This is a genomic window from Streptomyces sp. JLSY215, assembly GCF_059682825.1.
This window is the reverse complement of the sequence record NZ_CM185022.1, coordinates 5236733-5258952: the sequence shown is the minus strand read 5'-3', so window position 1 is coordinate 5258952 and position 22220 is coordinate 5236733. Positions and strand designations below refer to the sequence as shown.

At 72.8% G+C, this 22220-nt stretch carries 16 protein-coding genes and 1 pseudogene; 9 read left to right on the top strand and 8 right to left on the bottom strand.

Going from position 1 to position 22220, the window contains the following annotated elements; translation table 11 throughout:
- Positions 1–738: 738 nt before the first annotated feature.
- Positions 739–1824, top strand: a complete 1086-nt coding sequence (locus tag AC5677_RS23675) for an LAETG motif-containing sortase-dependent surface protein (protein WP_497189924.1) — start codon at positions 739–741, stop codon at positions 1822–1824.
- Between the two features lie 88 nt (positions 1825–1912).
- Here the strand turns inward: AC5677_RS23675 and AC5677_RS23670 are convergent, their stop codons facing one another.
- The 3 genes from AC5677_RS23670 to AC5677_RS23660 form a co-directional block, all read right to left on the bottom strand.
- Positions 1913–3739, bottom strand: a complete 1827-nt coding sequence (locus AC5677_RS23670; RefSeq protein ID WP_497189923.1) for a GMC oxidoreductase — start codon at positions 3737–3739, stop codon at positions 1913–1915.
- 66 nt (positions 3740–3805) lie between these two features.
- Complete coding sequence (locus AC5677_RS23665; protein ID WP_497189922.1) at positions 3806–5443, bottom strand: succinic semialdehyde dehydrogenase; 1638 nt, start codon at positions 5441–5443, stop codon at positions 3806–3808.
- 171 nt (positions 5444–5614) lie between these two features.
- Positions 5615–7531 carry a serine/threonine-protein kinase gene (locus AC5677_RS23660; RefSeq protein WP_497189921.1) on the bottom strand — a complete coding sequence of 639 codons (1917 nt, stop codon included), beginning with the start codon at positions 7529–7531 and terminating at the stop codon, positions 5615–5617.
- 122 nt (positions 7532–7653) lie between these two features.
- Here AC5677_RS23660 and kilB point away from each other — a divergent pair, with 122 nt between their 5' ends.
- The 4 genes from kilB (at position 7654) to AC5677_RS23640 (ending at position 11599) form a co-directional block, all read left to right on the top strand.
- Positions 7654–8124: a plasmid transfer protein KilB gene (gene kilB / locus AC5677_RS23655; RefSeq protein WP_497189920.1), complete on the top strand. Its 471-nt coding sequence runs from the start codon at positions 7654–7656 to the stop codon at positions 8122–8124.
- A gap of 169 nt (positions 8125–8293) precedes the next feature.
- Complete coding sequence (locus AC5677_RS23650) at positions 8294–9325, top strand: hypothetical protein (protein ID WP_497189919.1); 1032 nt, start codon at positions 8294–8296, stop codon at positions 9323–9325.
- A 403-nt stretch (positions 9326–9728) separates the two neighbouring features.
- A complete protein-coding gene (locus AC5677_RS23645) occupies positions 9729–10391 on the top strand; it encodes a response regulator (RefSeq protein ID WP_497189918.1) in 663 nt (220 codons plus the stop codon).
- Positions 10392–10426: 35 nt separating this feature from the next.
- Positions 10427–11599 carry a sensor histidine kinase gene (locus AC5677_RS23640; protein ID WP_497196730.1) on the top strand — a complete coding sequence of 391 codons (1173 nt, stop codon included), beginning with the start codon at positions 10427–10429 and terminating at the stop codon, positions 11597–11599.
- A 48-nt stretch (positions 11600–11647) separates the two neighbouring features.
- On the opposite strand, the gene AC5677_RS23635 is transcribed toward AC5677_RS23640, so the two are convergent.
- Positions 11648–12022 (bottom strand): STAS domain-containing protein, encoded by a 375-nt coding sequence (locus tag AC5677_RS23635; protein ID WP_030067429.1) that lies wholly within the window; start codon positions 12020–12022, stop codon positions 11648–11650.
- Between the two features lie 496 nt (positions 12023–12518).
- On the opposite strand from AC5677_RS23635, the pseudogene AC5677_RS23630 reads away from it, so the two are divergent.
- A pseudogene (locus AC5677_RS23630) lies at positions 12519–13055 on the top strand (sigma-70 family RNA polymerase sigma factor); the annotation flags it as partial.
- A 179-nt stretch (positions 13056–13234) separates the two neighbouring features.
- Positions 13235–14575 carry a zf-HC2 domain-containing protein gene (locus AC5677_RS23625; RefSeq protein WP_497189917.1) on the top strand — a complete coding sequence of 447 codons (1341 nt, stop codon included), beginning with the start codon at positions 13235–13237 and terminating at the stop codon, positions 14573–14575.
- Between the two features lie 28 nt (positions 14576–14603).
- On the opposite strand, the gene purU is transcribed toward AC5677_RS23625, so the two are convergent.
- Both purU and AC5677_RS23615 read right to left on the bottom strand, forming a co-directional pair.
- Positions 14604–15497, bottom strand: a complete 894-nt coding sequence (gene purU / locus AC5677_RS23620; protein ID WP_497189916.1) for a formyltetrahydrofolate deformylase — start codon at positions 15495–15497, stop codon at positions 14604–14606.
- A 32-nt stretch (positions 15498–15529) separates the two neighbouring features.
- On the bottom strand, positions 15530–15988 hold the full coding sequence (locus AC5677_RS23615; protein WP_497189915.1) for an SCO4402 family protein: 459 nt from the start codon (positions 15986–15988) through the stop codon (positions 15530–15532).
- A gap of 171 nt (positions 15989–16159) precedes the next feature.
- Here AC5677_RS23615 and AC5677_RS23610 point away from each other — a divergent pair, with 171 nt between their 5' ends.
- Positions 16160–17518: an ABC transporter substrate-binding protein gene (locus AC5677_RS23610; protein ID WP_497189914.1), complete on the top strand. Its 1359-nt coding sequence runs from the start codon at positions 16160–16162 to the stop codon at positions 17516–17518.
- A gap of 65 nt (positions 17519–17583) precedes the next feature.
- Here AC5677_RS23610 and AC5677_RS23605 read toward each other — a convergent pair whose 3' ends face one another.
- Together AC5677_RS23605 and AC5677_RS23600 are read right to left on the bottom strand one after the other, a co-directional pair.
- On the bottom strand, positions 17584–19347 hold the full coding sequence (locus AC5677_RS23605; RefSeq protein ID WP_497189913.1) for a hypothetical protein: 1764 nt from the start codon (positions 19345–19347) through the stop codon (positions 17584–17586).
- Between the two features lie 289 nt (positions 19348–19636).
- Positions 19637–21031 (bottom strand): NsdA family TPR-like regulatory protein, encoded by a 1395-nt coding sequence (locus AC5677_RS23600; protein ID WP_497189912.1) that lies wholly within the window; start codon positions 21029–21031, stop codon positions 19637–19639.
- A 447-nt stretch (positions 21032–21478) separates the two neighbouring features.
- Here AC5677_RS23600 and AC5677_RS23595 point away from each other — a divergent pair, with 447 nt between their 5' ends.
- Positions 21479–22150 (top strand): bifunctional DNA primase/polymerase, encoded by a 672-nt coding sequence (locus AC5677_RS23595; RefSeq protein WP_497189911.1) that lies wholly within the window; start codon positions 21479–21481, stop codon positions 22148–22150.
- Positions 22151–22220: the final 70 nt, after the last annotated feature.

The window sequence follows — 22220 nt, the reverse complement described above, 5'->3', positions numbered from 1 at the left end:
CCCGGTGCCACGCCAGCCAGGCGCGGCCTGCAGGACTACGCGTAGACGCCGCCCCACGGGCGGAATGCCGGAGCGATGAGACGCCGGCCGCTTGCAGCGGTCCGCGTCGTGGGACCTCGCTCCGGTGCCGTGGCCGGTCAGCAGGGGACAGCAGCCCGGTCACATCCGATGGGGTGGTCGGTCCTGGGGACGCCCGGGACCGACCGCATCCGGTCGAAACGGTTGCGCCAGGTGAGGCGCATCCAGGACGATGCTCGACGTACCGCTTTCCGCGCCCGGTAGGGACTTCGGCATTGCCATTGGTCCCACCATCGCGCGGCCCGCACCATCCCGAAACACCCCGCACCACCCCATAGCCAGCGGCGCTCCCCCCCCCAGCGCCGCCCGTCGGTGCCGGCGCTGCCCTGACGCCGGCACCGAAAGCAAAGGGCCCCGTGGCCGTCCGCACCCCCCTCGCGGACGGCGTCCCGGGGCCCTTCGCTGTGCCCGCTCCGCGCGGCGGCCGGGCGGTGCCTGTGGGGCGGCCGGGGGCCTTCTGTGCGGCGCCTGAGTGTTGCCTGTGAGGCGCCTGTGGACTGTGTGACGGGCATCACTAGGTCAAATCTTGTTCGACGGACAACCTTTTTTGGCCATGGCCGGTCATGTACCTGCAATCGCACGGCCATACCGCGCCCCACCGCGACGGCCCGCACCCACTTGTGCCGCCCTTCGGCACTTTGGACCCGAGAGGTCTTCTCGATGAAGCTTCGCCGTGCCTTGACGGCTGCCGCTGCCACGGCCGTCATCGCCCCCGCCGCCCTGATGGCGGCCCCCGCCGCGTTCGCGACCGGTGCCGACACCGAGTCCAGCGCGAGCGCCGACCCGGCGCCGGCCACCCCCGGCCCGGAGCAGAGCGACGACACCACTCCGGTCGAGACCCCCGGCGCCGACGACGAGACCCCGGCCGACGACACCACCCAGCCCGGTGACGACACCAAGCCCGGTGAGGAGACCGGGAACGGTGGCCAGACCGGGAACGGTGACGAGGCGGAGCCCACCGCCTCGGCCACCCCGGGCGACGACACCAAGCCCAGCAGCACCCCCGAGCCCTCCACCTCGGCCAAGCCCACCGCGAAGCCGACCGACGAGCCCAGCGACGAGCCGACCTGCGCCGAGCAGTCGGACGAGATGGCGATCAGCACCGAGCTGCGCGGCCTGCCCAGCAAGGTCGTGGCCGGATCCGGCTGGAAGAACTTCACCTTCCGCGCCACCAACACCTCCGACAAGGCGATGAAGTCGGTCGACGCGTACGTCGCGCTGGCCGGCATCAGCTCCGGCAACTTCGACGACGTCTCGAAGCTGCTGACGGTGCAGTGGTACGACGAGGACGCCCGCTCCTGGGAGTCCATCACCGACGAGGACGGCTACTTCGCCTCCATCGACGGTCTGAAGCCCGGTGAGTACGCCGATGCCAAGCTGCGCCTGAAGGTCGACGCCAAGACCCCGGGCAGCTACGGCTTCGCGTTCACCATCGGCGCGTACCACAACGAGGACGACGTCTGCGGCTTCTCGGATGTCGCGGAGTACGACTTCGACATCCTGGTCGCGGGCAGCCACCCGGGCTCCGTGCCGCCGGCCAAGAGCAAGCCGGGCAAGAGCAAGGGCAACAAGCCCGCTCCGACGGCCGACCTGAAGCAGATCCCGGTCACCGGCAAGCTCGCCGAGACCGGTTCGTCCTCCGCGCTGCCGACCATCGCCCTCGTGGGCGGGGTCGCCATGGCCGTCGGTGCCGGGGCGGTCTTCGTCGTCCGTCGCCGCAGGACGGACGGTGCCGCGGCCGCGTAACGGCCGTCGCCCATGAGGAAGGGCCGCCCCCGCGAGGGAGCGGCCCTTCACCTCTTACCGCGTATGCGGAGGGCCCGGCGTACCGGCCCTACTTCTTCGGCGGGACCGTCGGGACGGGCACGAACGGCAGCTTCAGCGCGCCGAACGCCGCCTCGGGGACGGCGGGACGGACCGGCCGCACCGGCGCCAGCCGCTCGTACGGCCGGCCGGGCGCGGGGCGCGGGTCCGGCTCGCCCTTGTTCGGCCAGAGCGACATCGCGCGTTCGGCCTGCGCGGTGATCGTCAGGGACGGATTGACGCCGAGGTTGGCGGAGACCGCGGCGCCGTCGACCACCGAGATGCCCGGGTGACCGTAGAGCCGGTGGTACGGGTCGATGACGCCCTGATCCGCGTCCTCCCCGATCGGGCAGCCGCCCAGGAAGTGCGCGGTCAGCGGCGTGCCCATCAGCTCGCCGACGTTGCTGCCCGCGAAGCCGTTGATCTCCTCGGCGAGCAGGGTGGCCGCCTCGGTGGCCTCGGGGATCTGGTTGGGGTTCGGGGCGCCGTGGCCCTGGCGGGCGGTCAGCAGGCCCTTTCCGATGCCGCTCGGTTTGCGGTACGTCGTCAGGGAGTTGTCCAGCGACTGCATCACCAGGCCGATGATGGTCCGCTCGGACCAGCGGCGGTTGGAGAGGGAGCGCACGGCGAGCCAGGGGTGGCGGACGACGTTGCCCAGCCAGCCCGCGACGCGTCCGGTGGGGCGGTAGGGCACCTGGAGGATCGTCAAGCCGCCCATCGAGTTGGAGCCCTTGCCGTAGCGGACCGGCTCGATATGCGTGTTCTCGTTGGGGTGGATCGAGGACGTGATCGCCACGCCCTTGGTGAAGTCGACCCGGTCCGCGCCGTGCCGCTTCCGGTAGCGGCGGTCGTCGCTCTGCGCGCCCACCAGCGCCTCGGAGTTGGTGCGGGTCAGCGAGCCGAGCCGGCCGGAGACGTAGGGGAGCAGTCCGCCGTCCTTCATGCGGTGCAGCAGGGTCTGGGTGCCGTACGTACCGGCCGCGATGACCACCCGGCGGGCCGTGAAAGTGCGGCCGGTGCCCTTCTTCTTGTTGTCGGTCGGGAGCGTGCCGACGGCGAAGCCGCCGCGCGAGTCCTCGGTGACGGTGACGACGGAGGTCATGGAGTGGATGGCGGCGCCGGCCTTCTCGGCCAGGTAGAGGTAGTTCTCGTTGAGGGTGTTCTTGGCGCCGTGGCGGCAGCCGGTCATGCACTCACCGCATTCGGTGCAGGCCTTGCGGGAGGGACCCGCGCCGCCGAAGTACGGGTCCGCGGCCTCGGCTCCGGGCGTTGCCTTCGAGGCGCCGTCCGCATCGTCACCGTCCCCGAAGAACACCCCGACCGGCGCCATGCGGAAGGAGTCGCCGACGCCCATGGCCTCCGCGGTCGCCTTCAGATGGACGTCGGAGGGCGTCATCGTCGGGTTGAGCCGCACCCCCAGCATCCGCTGTGCCTGGTCGTAGTACGGCTTGAGCTCCGCCTGCCAGTCGGTGATGTCCTTCCACTGGGGGTCGTCGAAGAAGGGCTTCGGCGGGACGTAGAGGGTGTTGGCGTAGTTCAGCGAACCGCCACCGACCCCGGCGCCCGCCAGCACCATCACATTGCCCAGGAGATGGATGCGCTGGATGCCGTAGCAGCCGAGCGCCGGGGCCCACAGATAGTTCTTGAGGTCCCAGGAGTTCTTCGGGAGCGTCTCGCGGGTGAAGCGCCGGCCCGCCTCAAGCACGCCGACGCGGTAGCCCTTCTCGGTCAGGCGGAGCGCGGAGACGGACCCGCCGAAGCCGGAGCCGACGACGAGGACGTCGTAGTCGTACCCCTCGTCCGTCTCTCCCTCGTCCGTCTCCGGGGCCTGGTTTTGGGCAGAGTTCTCCTGGGGCACTGGCTCTCCCTGGGGTTTTGTGGTGTTACCGGAGCGGCGCCGGTGGCCGAGCGGCCCTGTGGTGGATCAGCGCAGCCGGAACGCCTTCATCGCGCGCAGGCTGCGGGTCATGAACTGCGCGTACTTCTCGTCGTTCATCCCGAAGGACGGCGCGAGCGGCATGATCCGCTGGTGGGCGACGGTCTGCGCCTCGGTGTACTTGAGGATGCCCTCGGAGCCGTGCCGGCGGCCGAGCCCGGAGTCGCCCATGCCGCCCATCGGGGACTGCACGCTGCCGTAGCCCGCGGCGTACGACTCGTTGACGTTGACCGTGCCGGTGCGCAGCCGGGCGGCGACCGCGCGGCCGCGACGGCCGTCCTTGGTCCAGACGCTGGAATTGAGGCCGTACGGGGTGGCGTTGGCGAGCGCGACCGCCTCGTCCTCGTCGCTGAAGCGGTAGATGGAGACGACCGGGCCGAAGGTCTCCTCGGCGCAGACGGCCATCGGGGCCGCGACGCCGTCCAGGATGGTGGGCTCGTAGAAGAGGGGGCCGATGTCCGGGCGGGGGCGGCCGCCCGCGACGAGCTCGGCGCCCTTGGCGACGGCCTCCTCGACATGCCGGGTGACGGTCTCCAGCTGCCGCTCGCCCACCAGGGAGCCCATGTCGGCCCCGTAGGCGAGGGCGCTGCCCAGGCGCATGGCCTTCGTGCGGGCGGCGAAGCGCTGGACGAAGTCGTCGGCGATGGACTCGTGGACGTAGAGCCGCTCGATGGAGATGCACAGCTGGCCGGCGGAGGAGAAGCAGCCGCGGACCGCGCCGGCGGCGGCCTTCTCCACGTCGGCGTCGTGCAGCACCAGCATGGCGTTCTTGCCGCCCAGTTCGAGGGAGCAGCCGACCAGGCGGGCCGCGGCGCCCTGGGCGACCTCGCGGCCCGTACGGGTGGAGCCGGTGAAGGAGACGTAGTCGGCGTGCTTGACGACCTCGGGGCCGACGACCGGGCCGTCACCGATGACGACCTGCCACACCTCCGGCGGGAGCCCGGCCTCGATGAGCTGTTCGCGGGCCCACAGGGCGGTCAGCGCGGTCTCGGTGTCGGGCTTCATGACGACGGCGTTGCCCGCGACGAAGGCCGGCAGCGCGTCGCCGACGGAGAGTTCGAAGGGGTAGTTCCAGGGGGCGATCTGGCCCACCACGCCGCGGGGCTGGCGGAGTTCGGTGACCTTGGTGAGGGTCGGCACGACGCCGGTGTGGCCCTTGGGCCGGAGGTACGCGGGCGCCTTGCGGCCGTAGTGGCGGGCGGCGACGGCGACCGCCTGGACCTCTTCGTGGGCGTGCAGGCGGGCCTTGCCGGTCTCCAGCTGGATGAGGTCGAGGACCTCGGCCTGGCGCCGCAGGACGAGGTCGTGGAAGCGGAGCAGGACGGCGGCGCGCTGCCGGACGGGGACCTTGGCCCAGCTCGCCTGGGCGGCGCGGGCGCGCTCGAAGGCGGTGGCGACGTCCTCGGGGGTGGACTCGGGCAGGTCCGCCAGCTTCTCGCCGGTGAACGGCGTGTGGTTGGCGGTCTTCCCGCTGCCGATCACGCCGCGGGTCAGGCGGGCGACGACCTCCGGGGTGACCACATCGGCGGCGGTGCGGGTGCCGGCGGCGGCGGGCGCCACGGGGTTCCCGGCGGATGCCGAAGCGGTGTCCGGGGTGGTGTCCTTGGTGTCCTGCGAGTCCGTCATGCGGGCGAGCGTATTCCTCCCCGGCCGCTTTGTGTACCCGGGAGTAACGGTTTTCACGCGGCGCCCACAATCACGCCAGTGATTACTGGCCGTAAAGGCTCTGGTCAGCGATGACGGGCCCGGACCACGAGGGTCCGGCCGCGCGTCCGGCCGGCGGGTGCGGCGGGGCGGTCAGCCGGTGAGCCGGAAGGCGTCCACCGCGGTGTCGAAATGCCGCTTGGCCTCGGCGCTCGAGCCGATCGGCGACGAGATCCAGACATCGATCATCTTGCCGCCCTCCTCCCAGCTCAGGTCGTAGGTGTAGCGCGACCCGGCGTCCGCGCGGCTGCCGTCCCACGCGAACTGCCAGAGCCCGGCCTTCAGGCCCTTGTGCGTGGTCTCGGTGACCTTCCCCTGGCGGTAACCCTTGTATTTGCCGGGCCCGTTCGCGTCGGCCGTCTCCATCGCGCCGATCGGCCCCGCCGGCACCGGTTTCTGCAGCTGGAAGCCGATCCGGAAGCGCCTGCCCTGGGAGACGTAGTAGACCCGGCCCTTCTCGTACGAGCGGGTGAAGCCGTCGGGTACCGCGGACTCGAAGCCGACCGGGTCGCGGACGAGGCGGTAACCGGTGGGGACCTTGGGGGCGTTGCCCCCGGAGGGCTTGGAGGTGACCGTGACGGTCGGACCGGAGCCGCCGGGCCTGGGGGTGCCCTTCGACGTCGCCCCCGACTGTGAGGCGTGCTGGGAAGCCTGCCGGGACGCACCGGGCGTGGCTCCCTTCCCCTGGTTGCCCCCGTCGGCGTTCTCGTTCATGACCAGGGCCGTGATGCCCGCGCCCGCGCCGCCGAGTACGGCCACGGCCAGCGCGACGAGAAGGACGGTCCGGGGGCGGCCGGTGTGCGGGCGGGCGGCGGCGGCCAGCGCCCGGTCGTCGAAGGCGTCGCGGAGCGGGCCGCCGGGGGCGCGGCCGCCCGTGCGGGCGCGGCCGGGGACGTTGCCGGGGGGCGTACGGGGCTCCGGGTGGCCGGAGTAGCCGGTGGGGGCGACGGGGGTGCTGCCGGGCAGCGACCGGCCGCCGCCGTCGAGGAAGTCCTCGTTGGGCGGGTGTTCGCTGGGGAGGTCGCCGCTGGGGCCGTCGTAGAAGGGGTCATGGGCGTCGGGGGCGGGGCGCCGGGGGTCGGCCGGGGCGGCCGGGGCGCTCGCGGCGGCCGCCTCGGCCGGGCCCGCGGAACGGCCGCGCCCCCATGGTCCGCGTTCGGGGGTGCGCTCCGGTGCCCGCCCCGTCCGCAGATACCCCCGGAGCAGCCGCTCCGTCTCCTCGGCGGCCATCCGGCGCTCCGGGGCCCGCTCCAGCAGTCCCTCGATGACGGCGAGCAGCGGACGGGCCGCCTCCGGGATCTCGATCTCGTCGTACACGACGGCATGCAGGACGCCGCCGATCGAGTCCCGGCGGAACGGCGATTCGCCGCTGAGCGTGGCGCACATGAGCACCCCGAGCGACCACAGGTCCGCCTCGGGCCCGGTGCCGCGCCCGGCCATCCGCTCCGGCGCGGTGTATTCGGGCGAGCCGACGAATCCGCCGGTCTCCGTCAGCGTCGTCACCCCCGGGACCTGAGCGATCCCGAAGTCGGTCAGCACGACCCTGTTGGTGGCCGATTCCATCAGTACGTTCGCGGGCTTGATGTCGCGGTGCAGCACCCCGCGGGCGTGCGCGGCCCGCAGCGCGCCGAGCAGCGCGACCGCGATCCGGGCCGCCTCGCGCGGGGCGAGCGGCCCGCCGGTGTAGAGCCGGTCGGCCAGCGACGGACCGTCCACCAGCTCCATCACGATCCACGGCCGGCCGTCCTGCTCCACCACGTCATGGACGACGATCACATTCGGGTGCTTGACCTGGGCGACGGTCCGCGCCTCGCGCATCGCCCGCTCGCGCTGCACCCGCGCCTCGGGGTCGGCGGTGGCCTCGTCCAGGTGCAGTTCCTTCACCGCGACCTGGCGGCCCAGCAGTTCGTCGGTGGCCCGCCAGACCGTGCCCATTCCGCCGCGGCCCAGCCGGATGTCCAAGCGATAGCGACCGCCTACGAGTTGGCCCTCGCCCCCGAAGATCCCCATAGGGCCATCTTGCCGCATGGCAACCGGGCCGGAAGGAGCGGTACCGGCCCTCTCCCGGCCGTGCCGGTCCGGCTTCCCGGGAAAGCGCCTGTGACCTGGTGACCCTGTGGTCGACTGCCACCATGGAGGCAGTTGTCGCAAGCATCGTGGCCGTCGTCGGCACCCTGCTGGGTTCCGCCATCACCCATCTCTTCCAGAGCCGGGCCGCCGACCGCAGCGAGCGTTTCGCCCGCTCGGAGCGGCTCCGCCAGGAACGGATCGACGCGTACTGCGCCTACGCGGGCGCGGTGCTGGACTACCGGCGGGCCCTCGTCCACCGCTGGTTCGTCCTGAACGACGAGAACCGCTGCGACGAGGACTCCCCCGAGCTGCGCGAGGAGATCTACAAGGCCCGCTATACGGCCCAAGAGGCCATGTTCCGGGCGCAGATGGTGACCGACGACCCGGAGATACTCGCCCGCAGCGAGCAGCTGATGGCGGATGTCACCGCACTCCACTGGGCCGAGGACCGCGACGCGCTGACCGCCGTGCGGGCCACCACGCGCCAGGGCATCCGCGACTTCATCGCGGCCACGTCACCGCGCGTGCGCTGACCGGCACGGCGGTCCCCGGCGCGGCCTCCCGGCCCTCCTCGTGCCCGCACGACACACGGGGTGGAACCTCCCCCGCCCCTGTGACCGTCCTTGACACAGTGAGGCCAGTGAGGCCGCCGAACGGGAACGGCGGCCGGACGGCGGCCGGTACGGCGGAACGGGGGCGGCCATGGTGATGCAGGACGGCGGAACGGTGGATGTCCGTCCGGGCACCGAGCCGGGCCGGGCCGCCCCGGAGCACAGCGGCGCCTATCTGGCGGCCGGACTGTGCCTGGCCCTCTACGGAAGCGCGCTGCTCGGCTGGATCCTCTACGGCATCGCGCAGGGCGACGGCACCGCCTGGGACTTCGTCGAGGGCCTGTTCAACCCCGGCGCCTCCCCGGGGGCCCAGGCGCTCGGCCCCTACGAATGGTCCTTCTCGGTCGCCTTCCTGGCCGTCGCGGGCCTGTCGCTGGCGCAGCGCCGGGCGGCCCGCAGCGCCGCGCTGCTCTGCGCCTTCCTCCTTCTGGCCGTCTCCCTCCGCGAGGGCGTCGGCCTGTTCCACGCCACCTACCGCGACCAGTACAGCAACGACCCCCTGGGCGGCTGGGCGCTGGCCACGCGCGGTCTGGGCCTGCTGACGGCGCTGGTCGTCCTGACCGTGCTGTTCCCGGCCACCGAACGGCCCGCCCGCTCCCGCGTCGCGCCCGCCCCCGACGGCCCGCAGGCCCGCCGGCGCCGCCTCTCCCGTATCTGCGGGGTGCTGTTCCTGATCACGGCCGTGATCCGCACGGGCTGGTGCGTATGGGGTCTGACGTCCGGCAGCACGGACATCGGCCGCTACCTGCGGGGCGTGGTCGACGGATCGGTGCCCGGCACCCTTGACCTGTCGGCGTCCGTCGAGTTCACGACGGTCGGCTCGGTCCTCGCCCTCGTGGTCCTCGGCGTGATCGCCTTCCGCGGGCGACGGGACATCCGGGGCGCGCTGCTGGTGTTCGCCGCCGTGGAGCTGTATCTCACCGTGCGGATGGTGGTCTTCCTGGCGGTGAAGGACTTCTTCAGCCTGTCCTTCGAGACGCCGGAGGGGGCGCTGTCGATGGCGACGACCGCGTATGCGCTGGCGGCGATGACGTCGGTGGTGGTGCTGGCCACGGGCCGGGGATCCGGCATGCACGACGGGATGTGGAGCCCGGTGGGCTCACGGGTCTCGACGTCCGAGTAGCTCGCGCTGCGTCTGGGGGCGGAGGGCGGCGTGCGCCCGCTCCGGGCGGCCGACGGGCGGCGGGACGGCGGGTGGCGGGATCGCGGGCGGCGGTGCGGGGGAGATCCCCCTCCGAACCGCCCCCGCACGCCACCGGCGGCCGCCGCGTGTGGGGGTCGCGGCGGCCGCCGATGTGAACTGCAACGCGTCCTGGGCTTGTGGCCTCTTCAGTGGTGCAGCATGTGAACAACTCTGCCCGTGGAGGCCACTCCGCGGCATCCTTCGCAGGTCGCGGGAGTACCCCCGCCGGTCGGCGGGGGTACGGGACCGTCTTGGGGCGGACCCCGGTGACAGGGGTACGGAGTCGCGCAGCGCCGGGTGGTTCCGTGGGCTCGGATGGGTGCGAAGGAGAAAGGGGCGGCCGGTGATCCGTGTCGCTGTGGTGGACGACGAGCGGCTCGTCAGGTCCGGGTTGCGGATGATTCTGGGGACCGCCCCGGATATCGATATGGTCGCGGACTGCGGTGGCGCGGAGGCCGTGGACACCGTGCTGGAGAGCGGGGCGGAAGTGGTCCTGCTCGATATCCGGATGCCCGATGTGGACGGGCTGACCGTGCTGCGCCGGCTACGGGCCGTCCCGGAACCTCCCGCGGTGGCGATGCTGACCACCTTCGACGCCCAGGAGTATCTGACCGCGGCGCTGCGCGAGGGCGCGGCCGGGTTCCTGCTCAAGGACTCCGACCCGGAACAGCTGGTACGTGCCGTACGGACGCTGGCGGCGGGCGGGAGCGTGCTGGATCCGGGGGTGACGCGGGCGGTGATCGGCGGCTATCTGACGGCCGAGGACCAGGCCGCGGCGGCGCGGGCGGTCAGCGGGCTCACCCCGCGCGAGTCGCAGGTGCTGGCGCTGCTCGGGGAGGGGCTGGGCAATGCCCAGATCGCGCAGCGGATGGGGCTGGCGCCCAGCACGGTCAAGGACCATGTGCGGGCGCTGCTGGGGAAATTGGGCGGGATCAATCGCGTACAGGCGGCGATCGTGGCCGACCGGGCGGGCCTGGTGGCGGGCGATCCGCGGGGGGCGTGGTGAGCGCGCCGGAGGGTCCGGGACGGGTCCGGGCGCGGATGCGGGCGCTGGCGCGCGGGCCGCTGGCGGGGCGGGTGCGGCGGATCGCTCCGGTGGTGGTGCCGTGCCTCCTGGCCATCGCGGACGCGGTGCTGGTCAACGGCTTTGAACTCGCCCTGGAGCTGGGCGTCTCGATGGTCGCCTCGGCGGCCCTGCTGCTGCGCCGGCGCTTTCCTCTTCTGGTGTTCCTGTTCACCCTGCCCGGTCTGTACATCGGCTACATCTGGTTCGCGCCGATGATCGGGCTGTACACGCTGGCCGCGCGCCGGCCCGGCCGGCTGCGCCTCGGCATCTGTGCGGTGCTGCTGATCGCCGCGCATTTCCTGCCGTATCCGATCTCGGATTTCGAGCCGACGCACTACCGGGAGAACACCCTGGTGCTGATCGATGCGTGCGTCACCTCTGCCGCGCCGATCACCATGGGGCTGCTGGTCCGTACCCGCCGGGAGCTGGCCGTCCGGGTCGAGGATCTGACGCGGAGTCTCCGGCGCGAGGACCGGCTGCTCGCGGACCGGGTGAAGACCACCGAACGGGCCCGGCTCGCCCGGGAGATGCACGATGTCGTGGCCCATCAGGTGAGCCTCATCAGCCTGCAGGCGGGGGCCGTGCAGGTGAGCACCGAAGACGAGGCGGCGCGGGCCGGGGCGCGGACGATCCGGGAGCTGTCCGTGCGGACGCTGGAGGAGCTGCGGCACATGGTGGGGGTGCTGCGGGCGGACGGCGGGGAGGCGGCGGAGGCCCACCGTCTGGCGCCGCAGCCGGATCTGGAGGAGCTGCCGCGGCTGATCGAGATGAGTGCGCTGGATGTGACGTACGAGGGGGACGCGGCGGCCGGGAAGGGCGGCACGAAGACGGTGGAGCGGGCGGCCTTCCGTACGGTCCAGGAGGCGCTGACCAATGTGCGCAAGCATGCGCCGGGGGCGCGGGTGCGGGTCCGGGTCGGGGCCGACGGCTCCGGGGAGGGCGAGCGCCTGTGCGTCGAGATACGGAACGGGCCGCCGGACGAGTCGGCCACGGCGCCCGCGCTGCCTGGTGGCGGGCACGGCCTGGTGGGGCTGCGCGAGCGGGCGCAGAGCCTCGGCGGGACGCTGGAGGCGCGGCACACGGCCGAGGGGGGGTTTGTGGTGCGGGCGGAGTTTCCGTACGGGGTGACGCCGGGCGGGGCGGCGTGACGCCGGGCGGGAAGGGCTGACGCCGGGCGGGGCGGCCACGCCCCGCCGTCAGGCCGACAGCGGTGCCGCCGCCTCGTCCACGGCCGTGTGCAGGTCCGGGTACACCTCGAAGAGCCGGCGGACGCCCAGCGCCGCCAGTACGCGGTTGACGTGGGAGCCGTCGACGGCCCCCTGGGCGGGGAGGATCAGCCGCAGTCGCCCCTGACAGGAGCGCATCAGTCGGCGGGCGGCGATCAATACGCCGACACCGCTGGAATCACAGAATCTGACCTCGGAGAGATCGAGCACCAGACTCCGCCGGCCGTCGGCCACCGCGTCGTGCACATGCTGGCGCACCGCGGGCGACGTGACCAGGTCCATTTCGCCGGAAACCTGCAGCACGGCCCACCGGCCCTGTTCGCCCTCTGCCACCTTCAACGACACGCGCTCGAAGCCTTTCGCTCGCTTTCGGACCGGATGCGCCCCGGATCAATCCGGAAGTCACCCTTCCCCGGCTCGACTGCCCGGCCTCTCTCCCCTGAAACTCTTCCGAATCCTTAGCGCAACAGGCCGTTCCTGCCCAAGGCTATGCCCAACGCCGGACGAGTTTTCCCCGGTATCCGGTCACACACGGGTAACACATCGGCCGATACGAGCACGAACGCTGCGCATCGATCAACTCACCGCCCCTTTTCGATCGGTTGCGACCGGGGGATACCACCCCATAGTGACAACTCCCCTACCATCCGCATCCCCCCAAGAACTTGGTTTGCGGCAAAGGAGCGTGCGTTGTCAGAGCCTCCCACTACATTCGATGTGAGCGCCGCGAGCGGAATGCCCACGGCCGGAACGACGGGAGCGGGAACGGCAGAAGCGGTATGGCGGGAGCGGTACCGGCAGAGGTGTGAGCACGGCGACGACGGACAGGGATAGGGGTCCGATGGGAAACGACACACCCCCGCGCTGGGACAGGCGGATGCAGCAGCGACTGGCCCGCGGCGAGGCGGCCGCGCTCGGCGAGCTCTACGACCGCTTCGCTTCCCTCGTGCACAGCCTCGCGCACCGCGTCCTGGACGACGAGGACGCCGCCGACCGCATCACCCGCGAGGTCTTCGGCTACATCTGGGAAAACCCCCAGTCCTACGACCCCAAACAGAGCTCGCTGCGCTCGTGGGTCGCCGCGGTCACCCGCCATCAGGCCGTCCAGCGGCTGCGTCAGACCGAGGCCGCCTCGGCGCGGGACTGCGGCGGGGACGCGCCCCCGCCCGCGGAGGTCGAGCGGAAGATCCGCGAGGCCTCCACGGCCGCCCGCGCCGACTACATCGTCACGTCCATGCCCGCACCGCTGCGCGAAGCCCTGGAGCTGGCGTACTTCCAGCGCCGGGACTACCGCCAGACCGCCGCGGACCTCGGCGTCACGGAGGACGAGGCCCGGCGCCGGCTCCGCCTGGGGCTCCAGCTGCTGTCCACCGCCCACAACCACCCCGCGCTGCTGCCGTCCGCGCCCCGGTCGCCCTCGCTGCCGCGCACCGCGTCCGCACCCCGCACGGCGCCCCGCCCACCCCACGGATCGCGCTCACCACATCCGCCGCAGCGCACTCACCCGGGCACCACCCCGGGGGACGCCCCGCCCGGCACGGGCCACGGTCGGCCGCTGTGAACGGCCCGGACGAGTGGGAGGGTCCCGACCGGCCCGGCGGTCCCGGTGAACGGCCGCGGATACCGGCACCGCGCGCCGCCGCCGAGGACCGCGGCCCGCTGCCGGACGCCCGGCCCGCGCCCGCGCCCGACCCCGAAGCGAAACCGGACCCGATGACCGACACCACCGACCCGGGCCCCGGCTCCGGGGACGCACCGCCCGAGCCGATCCCGCTCCCCGACCCGGCCGCCCCGCCGCACCGGGTCCTCAAGTCGCTGCTCGGCGCCTGGGCGCTGGCTGCCTGCAGCGCCGAGGAGACCGCCGCGGTGGAGACGCATCTCACCGACTGCGCCTCCTGCGCGGACGAGGCGCTGCGGCTGCGCCACGCCGTCGGCCTGCTGCATCCCGCCGACAGCCTCGACCTCGATCCGCTGCTGCGCTCCCGCGTCCTGGCGGGCTGCCTGGGGCGCCGCCCGGCCCGTATCCCCGTGCCGGACTGGGCGACGCCGTACGACGCGGAGACCGCGAAGCTCGATGCGCTGCTGCGCGACATGGGCGAGGCGGAGTGGCGCGCGCCGGTGCGGCTGCGCTGGTTCGAGGACGAGCGGGCGGTCGAGCGCTCGACCACCGTCGCCGGGGTCATCGGCCATCTGATGACGGTCGACGGCCTGGTGGCGACGGCTCTCGGCCTGCCCGACCCGCTCGGCGCCGACGCACCGCCAGGCACCCCGGGCCCGACGGTGCGTACGGAGGCCTACTGGCGGGCGGCGGGTGAGGAGCCGGGCCGGCTCGCCACGCACGGACCCTGGCGTGACCAGAGCTATGCGCTGATAAGGACGGTCTCGTTCGCCGACAGCGGCGTCGGCGAGCGCGCCGTCCCGTACGGCAGGCTCAGACTCCCGCTGTGCGATTCCTTCCTGGACCGCGCCTTCGGCTGCTGGGTGCATGCCGGCGATATCGCGGACGCGGTGGACTACCCGTACGAGCCCCCGGCCGCCGGGCATGTCCACCAGCTGGTCGACCTCGCCACGCGGCTGCTGCCCATGGCCCTGGCCGGCCGCCGCCGGGCCGGGCTCGCCGCGCCGCCGCGGCAGCTGGTCGAGGCGGGCGCCCCGGGCCGCACCCTCCATCTGGAGGTCGAAGGCAGCGGCGGCGGCCACTGGTACATACCGCTGGACTCCCCTGCCGCGCTGGGCGCGAAGGAGCACACGGTCGCGCATATCGCGCTGGACAGCGCCGAGTTCTGCCAGCTGGCCGCGGGGCATGTCTCGCCGGAGGAGGCGGCCGCGGGCCAGCACGGCGAGCGCGAGGCGATCCGCGACGTCCTCTTCGCGACGGCGTCGCTGTCCCGGCTGTGAGCCGCGGCCGGGCGGTCCGTCCGCGCGACTACGCGAAGACGACCGTCCGGCTGCCGTTCAGCAGCACCCGGTGCTCGCTGTGCCACTTCACCGCCCGCGCCAGCGCCTGGCACTCCACGTCCCGGCCGATCGCCACGAGCTGGTCCGGCGTGACCTCGTGCCCGACCCGCTCGACCTCCTGCTCGATGATCGGCCCCTCGTCGAGGTCGGCGGTCACGTAGTGGGCGGTGGCCCCGATGAGCTTCACACCGCGCGCATGCGCCTGGTGGTAGGGCTTGGCGCCCTTGAAGCTCGGCAGGAAGGAGTGATGGATGTTGATGATCCGCCCGGACAGTTCCTTGCACAGATCGTCCGAGAGCACCTGCATATAGCGCGCCAGCACCACCAGCTCGACCCGCTCCGCGCGCACCAGCTCCAGCAGCTGCGCCTCGGCCTCCGGCTTGCTGTCGCGGGTGACCGGGATGTGGTGGAAGGGGACGTCGTACGAGCCGACCAGCTCGGCGAAGTCGGTGTGGTTGGAGACCACGGCCGCGATCTCCACCGGCAGCGCGCCGATCCGGGAGCGGAAGAGCAGGTCGTTGAGGCAGTGCCCGAACTTGGACACCAGCAGGATGATCCGCATCTTCTCGCCGGCCCGGTGGATCTGCCATTCCATGTCGAAGGAGGCACCCACCGCCGCGAAGCTGGCCCGCAGCTTCTCCAGGCTCACCGAGGCGTCCGCGGCGAAGTGCACCCGCATGAAGAACAGCCCGGTGTCCTGGTCACCGAACTGCTGACTGTCCTCGATGTTGCAGCCGGTGATGAAGAGGTAGCTGGACACGGCGTGCACGATCCCCCGCTTGTCCGGGCAGGACAGCGTGAGGACGTACTGGTCGGTCAGGTCGGACAGGCCTGGCTGCTGGGTGGGCTGCGACTCGTTCATGACCTCATAGGGTCGCACACCTGCGGCGATGCTCAGGCCGGGGCGCCCGGGGCACCCGTCATGATTGCCAGAACCTCCAGCGAGTGCGGCGGCGTGTCGGGGTCCTCGCCGTCCGCCGTCGCGAGCCGGACATGCGCCTCCCGGGCCGCCCGTACGGCCTCCGGCCAGGCCTGATGCTGCATGTACGCGGCGGGCGGGGCGTCCGCGCCGACCTGGTGCATGATCCGCAGCACGTTCAGCACGGCGGCATCGACCAGCTGCGCCTCCTGCGCGTCGCGGAAGATCGTGCCGAGGTATTTGTCGGCGGACCAGTTGTCCAGCCAGGTGTCCTCGACGAGGCGGTAGACGGCGTCGGTGACATCTCCGTACCCGGGACGGCCGGCGAGCCAGGTCTCCTGCTGGAAGGCGGGGTCGGAGAGCATGTGCAGCGCGGAGCGCACATTGCTGCGCCAGCGCCACCACGGCATGTCATTGAGTGGCATACCGCCCATGGTGGTCGAGCGGCGGCCGCGACGGGAAGACTTCTCCGAACCTTGCACAGTATTCGATCGTACGTTCCTCAAGAATGATCTCCCGCAGCCCCCTGGAGTTCACCTCTACGTCACCGTTCGTTGCCACGGCGTCACTCATCCGTTGACGGCGAAACGGAAGGCTCATGCGTCATGACCGGACGGCGACGCTCCTCCCCCCGCCCCTACTCCCATGCTCCCGCGGTCGCCATCGCCTCGGCGGCGGCATGTGTGGCGGTCATCGCGTCGCTGCTCTCGGGCTGCGGTTCTCTCCCCGGGGCCTCGGGGGACTCCGGGGAGAAGCCGCCGATCACGGTCATGACCTGGGCTCCCGAGGGCACCAAGGCGACCAATATGCCGGGCATGCCGGCGATGGCGCAGGCGTACGCCCGGTGGGTCAACTCCCGGGGCGGCATCCGCGGCCACCACCTGAAGGTCCTCACCTGCAACGAGCACAACGACTCGGTGGCCGCCGCGCAGTGCGCGCAGCGCGCGGTGGACCACGGCGCGGTCGCGGTCATCGGTTCCTACAGCCAGTTCGGGCGGTCGTTCATGCCGCCGCTGGAGGTCAACGGCATCCCGTACATCGGCGGCTACGGCGCCTCCGACGAGGAGTTCGCCAGCCCGCTCTCGTACCCCGTCAACGGCGGCCAGGCGTCCCTTCTCGCCGGAAACGGGCGGCAGTTGGCGCGTACCTGCAAGCGCGTCGCCCTGGTGCGGCCGGACACCATCCAGGGTGACCAGATGCCGTCGCTGCTCAACTCGGGCCTGCACGACGGACATCGGCACCCGGCCAAGGACATCAAGGCGTCCGAGGACGGCACCGACTACTCGCCGCAGGTGACCCGCGCCCTGGACGACGTGGACGCGGACCCGGCGCGCTACGGCACGGCGGCGAACGGCGGCAAGGCGCCCGGGGCCTGCGTGACCGCCTCGCTCGGCGACCACACGGACGCCTTCTTCGACTCCTTCCGGCGGCTCCAGGAGGACAGCCCCCGGGTGCACATCGGCTCCGTGCTCGGCAGCGTCGGCCAGTCGCTGGTGAACCGGACGGGCGGCCCGTCGGGCCCGCTGGAAGGGGCGTACATCACCGGCTGGTACCCGGTGGCGAGCGATCACCGCTGGGACCCGATGCGCAGGGTCGTCGACGACTTCGCCTTCGGCGACAACCGCATCGACCCGGCCGACCAGGGCGTCCAGACTACGTGGATCGCCTACACGGTGCTGCGCGCGCTGATCGAGCAGCTCGACGACGCGGGCGTCGAGGACATCACCCCGCACGTCCTCCAGAGGACCCTCGACGAGGGCGACAAGGCCATCGACACCGGCGGCCTGACCCCGAAGCTGCGGTGGCGCGAGGACGACCAGCTCACCGTCCAGAACTTCCCGCGCATCGTGAACGGGATGGTGACCTATCAGGTCGTACGGAACGGGGAACTGGTCGCGGCGCAGGACGGGTTCGTGAACGTGGGCCGGACGCTGGAGCGGCGGGTCGTGGACGACGACAGCTGAGCGCGGGCCGTACACCGACAGGTGACGGGACCGGGGGGGCCTGAGCCCGCCGGTCCCGTCGGCCGTCACAGCGATTCGGGGCGGCGCTCGGTCAGGCCGTACTTCTTGGCGATCGGATTCCAGATCTGCGCCGCCCGCTGCTTTTCCTTGGTGGCCGCGTTGCTGGCCGCGCCGGCCTGGGCGGTGTGCCGGGTGCTGCGGGCCTTGCCCTTGTGGCAGCCCTTCTTGCCGCCGCCGACCTGGGCCGCCCAGGCCGCGAAGTGGTTGTCCGCGGCGGCCGAGGACTGCCAGGCCTTGGTCAGCGCGGCGGTCAGCTGCGCATTGTTCGGGATCTTGTCGACCGGGAGCTGCTTCAGCCGCGTCACCAGGTCGTTGCGCTGCCCGGCGGCGTCCCGCAGATCCTTGGCCGCGGCGCCGAGCTTGTCGCAGGACTTGATGCTCTGGACGGCGTTGACCACGGAGGACCGGCTGTTGCCGCTGTCACCGAGCAGCGCGTCCAGGCCCTTGGCCTGCGCCTCGGCCGGGTCCGCGGACGGCGTGGGCGACTCCTTCTCCTTGGCCGCCTTGGCGCTGCTGTGGCCGGTGTCCTTCTTCTTCGCCGAGTCGTCGTCGCCGGCGCCGCTCAGCATCCAGCCGACGCCGAGGCCGGCGCCCGCCAGGACGACCACGACGATGCCGATGATCGCGGCGGTGGGCAGGCCGCGGCGGCGGCCGCCCTGGTCGTCGTGGTCGTAGGACTGCTCGTAGCCCTGCTGGCCGTAACCCTGCTGGCCGTAGCCGCCCTGGCTCGGCCCGCCGTACGGCGACGGTCCCGGGTCCTCGAAACGCGGCAGCTGCGCGGTGGCGTCCGGCGCCCCGGCCGCTCCCGGCCCGTCGCGGAACAGCCCGTCGAATTCGGCGGGGGTGGGACGGTCACCGGGGCCACCGGGGCGTACCCCGTACGGCGCGCCGGGCGGCGGCGTCCCGGCACCGACCGGGGAGATCAGCTGGGTGGCCTCGGCGTCGCCCGCCGGGGCGGCGCCGGGCATCGGCTGGGACTGCGGCATCGGCTGCCCCTGGCCGCCCTGGGGCTGCGACGGCTTGATCACCCGCAGCATGGTCGTGGACTCGCCGGGCGACTCGGGCGGTGCGCCCGCCGCGGGCGGCAGCGGCGCGCCGGCCGCGGCTGCGGGGGTGATCAGTGCGGTGGCCTCGGCGTCGCCCGTGGTGGGCGGCAGCGGGGCACCGGCCTGAGGGGTCGCGCGCACCAGCTCGCCGGTCCGCTCGGGCTGCGGCTGCGGGGGCTGCTGGCGGTACGGCTCCGGGTGGGGCGGCTGCTGCTGCGGGTGGTACGGCTGGTGCTCGGGCTGCGGCTGGGCGGCCGGCGGCTGAGCGGGCTGCGGCTGCTGTCCGTAAGGACCGGGCTGCGGGGCCTGGGCCGGCTGGCCGTACGGCTGCGGCGCGGACATCTGCTGCGGCATCGACGGCGGCAGGGGCGGCGGCGAGGGCTGTCCCTGGGGCGGCGGCGGGAAGGCCTCGCCCTGCGGCGGGAGCGCCTGCTGGGGCATCGGGGGCTGACCGGCGGGCTGGGCCGGGGCCTGCGGCGCGTAGCCCTGGCCCGGGGCCTGGGGGTGGCCCGGCATCGGCGCCTGGCCGTATCCCGGCTGCTGGGCGGGCGGCTGAGCGGCCTGCTGGCCGGGCCCCCACGGCTGGCCCCAGGGCTGACCGGCCGGCGGCGCGGCCTGGTGGTCGGGCACCCACGGCTCACCGTTTGCGGGCAGCACTATGCCCTCTCGCGCGGGGCCGGCCGCAGAATTCTGCGGGTCGTTCCCCTGGCCGCTCTGCGTCACCGGGACTCCTACCATCGGGCAACCTACGAAACCGTCGGCTCACGCTACCGGGTCGCAGTTGCGTTCGACCACGAGCCCTGGTCACCGCCCCGGCCGCCCCTGGGACGCGCCCGTCGTGCCGGACCGCCCGCCCCGTCCGGCACCGAAGGACATTTCCGGCCTCTCCCCCTTCCGCCGCCATTCCGCCCGCTCTTCCGCCTCCTTCCTGTCGCCTTCCGTGCGCCGAGACGCCCTTACGCCGTTACGCGCGCACGCCATTACGTGTGCACGCCGACAGGCCCGTAGGCCGTTACGCCGCCGCGGCCCGCAGCTCCATCCGTGCGCTGAATTCCCGTACGACCGGTTCATCCCGATACGGCTCGAGGCGCAGCTGGAAATCCTCCAGGTACTCCGTGCCCCGGTCCGAGCGCAGCCCGCTGAGCAACTCCACGGCCTGGGTGCCCGTATGACAGGCCTGCTCGATCTCGCGCTGCTGCACCTGCGCGCCGGCCAGCAGCACCAGGCCGATGGCGCGGCGCCGCGCCCGGCCCTCCGGATGGCCCTGCAGCGCCTCCTGGGCCCGCTGGATGGCCGGGCCGGGCTGCCCCAGATCGCGGTGGCAGTGGGCGAGTTCATCGGCCAGGTACGCCTGGTCGAAGTGGCCGATCCAGGGCGGGTCGTCGCCCGCGTCGCTGGTGGCCTCGGCGCGTTCCATCGCCGCGAGCGCCCGGCCCGCCACCGTCTGGAAGGCCCGGCCGTCGCCCAGCAGGGCGTGCCCGCGCGCCTCCGCGGCGAAGAACATCGCCTCCGCCCGCGGCGTCACCTGCCCGCGCGCGCCCTCCTGCGCGGCCCGCGCGAGCTGGGCGATCTCCCGCGGATTGCCGAGCGAGGCGGCGAGATGGCTCATGCTCGCGGCCAGCACATAGCCGCCGTAGCCGCGGTCGCCGGCCGCCTGCGCCAGCCGCAGCGCCTGGATGTAGTAGCGCTGTGCCAGGCCCGGCTGCCCGGTGTCGACGGCCATATAGCCGCCCAGTTCCGTCAACCGGGCGACGGCGGCGAAGAGTTCGCGCCCCACGGACTCGCGGTACGAACCCGCCAGCAGCCCGGAGACGACGCTGTTCAGGTAGTGCACCACGACCGGCCGGACATGCCCCGCCCCGAAGCGGTGGTCGAGATCGCTGAGCGCCGCGGTCGTGGCCCGTACCGCCTCGACGTCCGCGGCCCCGACCCGGGCCCCGGCGCTCCGTGCCACCTGGGTGTCCGCCCCGGTGATCAGCCAGTCGCGGCTCGGCTCCACCAGGGCGGAGGCCGCCACCGTGGAGCCGCTGAGGAAGTCGCGCCGCCCGACATCGCTGCGCCACAGCTCGCAGACCTGCTCGATCGCGCCGAGCACCGTCGGGGAGAACTGGAGCCCCACCCCGGAGGCAAGGTTCTTGCCGTCGGCCATGCCGATCTCGTCGATGGTGACCGTGCGCCCCAGTTTCCGGCCCAGCGCCTCCGCGATGATGGCCGGGGCGCGGCCGCGCGGCTGCTGTCCGCGCAGCCATCTGGCCACGGAGGTCTTGTCGTACCGAAGGTCGAGTCCGTGCTCCGCGCCGCACATGTTGACGCGGCGGGCGAGTCCGGCGTTGGAGCAGGCGGCTTCCTGAATCAGCGCCTGCAGCCGCTCATTGGGCTGCCGAGCGACAAGTGGCCTGGCGGCCATGTTGTACCCCCTGTTCCTGCTGCGCGTTCACCGTCGAACGCCGTTCCCCGCGATCAATTCCCCGCACATATGCCAGATATCCGAGACATCGGGATATCCGGGCACATGCGATACGGGCGGTTCCGGATGGATCCTGGTGCGCGGTGCCGGTCCACGGGCGGTGCCGGAGCAGGCCCATGGGGGAATTGATCCCGCGAAGGGGAAGGACGCGCGGTGCCCGTGCTCGGATTCGCGACGCCGCCATGGCCCGGGGCCCTCCCGTGCGCACCGCGGTCGGTCGCGTGGGCGGCCTCTCCGCCCGTCAGCGAGGTGGCTACCCGCTCCCCGGACCACACCCCCATACGCGCCCCCGCCCATGCATCCATGCGCCCCGGGTACCAGGACGATGCGCCGGGGGTGTCCCCCATTCGGCCGTAACCCTTGGTGACAGCCGAAGTTGTCCTCAGCGTGGAAGAGACCATCGGAGTCACAGGAGCCCCGTCAGTTCCCCAACAGCGCGGCGAGCAGCTGATCGATGCCGCGGTGCGTTACGCGGAGGAGCGGCATTGGGATGTGTTCCCCGGCGCATGGCTGGAGCACGACGGTGAGACACCGCGCTGCTCGTGCGACGCCGACGACTGCACCGCGCCCGGTGCACACCCCACCGCGCCCGGCTGGGCCGGACTGGCCAGCGGCAGCGCGTCCGCCGTCCGCCGGATGTGGAGCAAGCAGCCGCGCGCCTCGATCCTGCTGCCGACCGGCCGCGCGTTCGAGGCGCTCGACGTGCCCGAGACCGCGGGCTGTCTGGCGCTGGCCCGTATGGAGCGGATGGAGCTGCCGCTCGGCCCGGTCACCCGCACCCCGGACCGCCGCATGCTCTTCCTCGTCCTGCCCGGCGCCTCGGCGAAGGTGCCGGACCGGGTACGGAGTCTGGGCTGGCCGCCGGCCGCGCTCGACCTGATCTGCCGCGGCGAGGGCGAGTACATCGCCGCGCCGCCGACCCGTATGGCACCCCACGGCTGCGTGCAGTGGGTGCGCCGCCCCACCGCCACCAACCGCTGGCTGCCGGACGCGGAGGAGCTGATCAGCCCGCTGGCGTACGCGTGCGGGCGGGACGCGGCGGCGGGCCGGGCCCGCTGAGGGGCCCGGCCGGCGCGGCCGGGCCCCGGTCCGGTACGCCCCTGAATGTCGGCACGGCGGCCCGCCGACG